This is a genomic window from Aeromonas sp. HMWF014 (assembly GCF_963878295.1).
Taxonomy (GTDB): domain Bacteria; phylum Pseudomonadota; class Gammaproteobacteria; order Enterobacterales; family Aeromonadaceae; genus Aeromonas; species Aeromonas popoffii.
Window position 1 is genome coordinate 1 of the sequence record NZ_CAWNYS010000342.1, and the last position, 1,966, is coordinate 1,966.

Below are 1,966 nucleotides of genomic sequence, written 5' to 3' on the forward strand. Positions count from 1 at the left end.
TAGTGACCGACCGCGGTTTCGGCGCGTAACCAGAGGGCATCGTACTCCGGCAGCCGCTCGATGGCGGACGGCGCCAGCCTCTCGGCCTGGATCCCCTGGGCGGCGGCGGCTTGAATGAAGCGATCCAGTGCCAGGGTGTCACTGCTGGCGCGGCCATCATCGGGATCCACCAGAATGGCGAGCTGGTAGAGCGGGGCCGCGTGCTCCTCATCGCCGCCAGCACCAACCAGTGCCTGGGCGTGGTGCAGCATCAGCGCCTTCTCGCTCTGGCTCAACTCCAGCGGCGACAGACTCTGCTGCTGGCGCACCGACCAGCCGTGGCGACCGCGTTTCAGGGTCAGCTCCTGCAGCGGCAGCTGGCTCAGGCCGTAATAGTAGCGGGCCAGCCCCGCCAGCTCGATCTGTTCGCTCTGGCCGAAGATGGCGCGCACCCGAATGCGATCATCGCTCTGCTGGGCCAGCCAGCCCTGTACCTTGCGCCACAGCTTGGCTGGCGGCTGCTGGGGTTGCAGCACGCTGATGGCCTGCAATCCCGGCAGGCAGTGGTGGCTACGGGCCTGTGCCAGCAGGGAGCAGTAGTAGCCTGCGCTCAGGTGCTCCAGATTGCGGCAGAGGTTAATGATGCGGGGTCGGCCGCCGGTGGTCGGCACGCCGTGTTGCAGATAGGTGCGGGCGGTCAGCAGATAATTGGCATGGCAAGGCCAGTCGCCCAGCTCTTCGACGATGACGTAGGTACTCATATTTTCGGCTCCACAGATCAGACTGCCTTGAATGGCAGGATCCCCAGTGGGCTTCGATGCACCGACAAGCACGACAATGGCGCGAGGGGAAACAAGAGGTTACAGTGCCTAATATTCTGCTTTGGTAACTTGTGATACAAGTCGCATTGTTGGTGCTGAAGATAAATAACCGAACAAGGACTCCCCGTGTTGACCGTACGAGCGGCCCGAACCGATGATTTGGGCGCCATCGTTAAGCTGGAACGCTACTGTTTTCCCCCTGAAGTCGCCTTTGGCCGCAGCCGCTGGCACTATCTGCTGACCCACGCCAAGGGCCGCACCCTGCTGGTGTTAGATGAAAAGGATCAGCTGATGGGTTATCTCAGTCTGCTGGAGCACAGGGGCTGGGATCGACTGGTGATCCAGACCCTTGCCATCCGCTGGACCATTCGTCGCCAGGGCTGGGCCCGTCGCCTGCTGGAGCAGGTGATCAGGGAGGGGCGCGAGGCAGGCTGGGGGGCGATCCGCCTCGAGGTCGGCGATGCCAACGAAGAGGCGCAGTCCCTCTACCAGAGGTTGGGATTCAGACCCCAGCAAAGGTTGCCGGACTATTATGGCCGCGACCAGCATGCCCACCGGCTGGTGCTGCCGCTGGTGAGCGACGAGGTGCGCACCCTCAGGCGCCAGCGTCGCAGTGCCATGCATACACAGCCCGACGTCGCCAAGTCCACGCCTTGAGCGGCAATGAATCCGGAGGATTGGCATGAGCTGTGATGACTGTCTGGCCACCGCCATCAAGGCTAAGTTGGGGCGCTGCCCGGTATGCGCCGGCCAGACCCTGATCATCGGACTGATCGGCTGGTTGGTGTGGTGGTGGTTTGGCGCCGATACCTCGGTCAATGCCCTCACCGGCCTGCTGTTTGCGCTGGGGGGAGGGGGCCTGCTCCTGCTCCATCTGGCGGTGTTTATCTGGCGAAAAGTGACGGGTCGCGAGCTGGATGATGAGTAAATTCTTTTTTTTCAACAAGATAAATGACAATGGAGGTTCAGATGATTGCAATGGTGACGGGCGCCTCGTCCGGTTTTGGTGAGGCCATCAGTCGTCAGCTGGTGAGCGCGGGCTATCGGGTGATAGGCACCGGCCGCCGCGCCGAGCGGCTGGCAGCACTGGCTGACGAGTTGGGCGAGCAGTTCCTGCCGCTGGTGTTCGACGTGCAGGACAAGGTGGCCACCCGCGCTGCCATCGC

At 62.7% G+C, this 1,966-nt stretch carries 4 protein-coding genes; 3 read left to right on the plus strand and 1 reads right to left on the minus strand.

Going from position 1 to position 1,966, the window contains the following annotated elements:
• Positions 1–740: RimK-like ATPgrasp N-terminal domain-containing protein (locus AAC083_RS14395; protein WP_181364765.1), on the minus strand; the 740-nt coding region annotated here is incomplete at its 3' end.
• Positions 741–926: 186 nt separating this feature from the next.
• On the opposite strand from AAC083_RS14395, the gene AAC083_RS14400 reads away from it, so the two are divergent.
• From AAC083_RS14400 to AAC083_RS14410, 3 genes are all read left to right on the plus strand, one after another.
• Complete coding sequence (locus AAC083_RS14400; protein WP_108536964.1) at positions 927–1,457, plus strand: GNAT family N-acetyltransferase; 531 nt, start codon at positions 927–929, stop codon at positions 1,455–1,457.
• A gap of 25 nt (positions 1,458–1,482) precedes the next feature.
• Positions 1,483–1,728, plus strand: coding sequence for a DUF3624 family protein (locus AAC083_RS14405; protein ID WP_108536965.1), 246 nt, complete (start codon positions 1,483–1,485; stop codon positions 1,726–1,728).
• A 41-nt stretch (positions 1,729–1,769) separates the two neighbouring features.
• Positions 1,770–1,966: SDR family NAD(P)-dependent oxidoreductase (locus AAC083_RS14410; protein WP_146181683.1), on the plus strand; the 197-nt coding region annotated here is incomplete at its 3' end.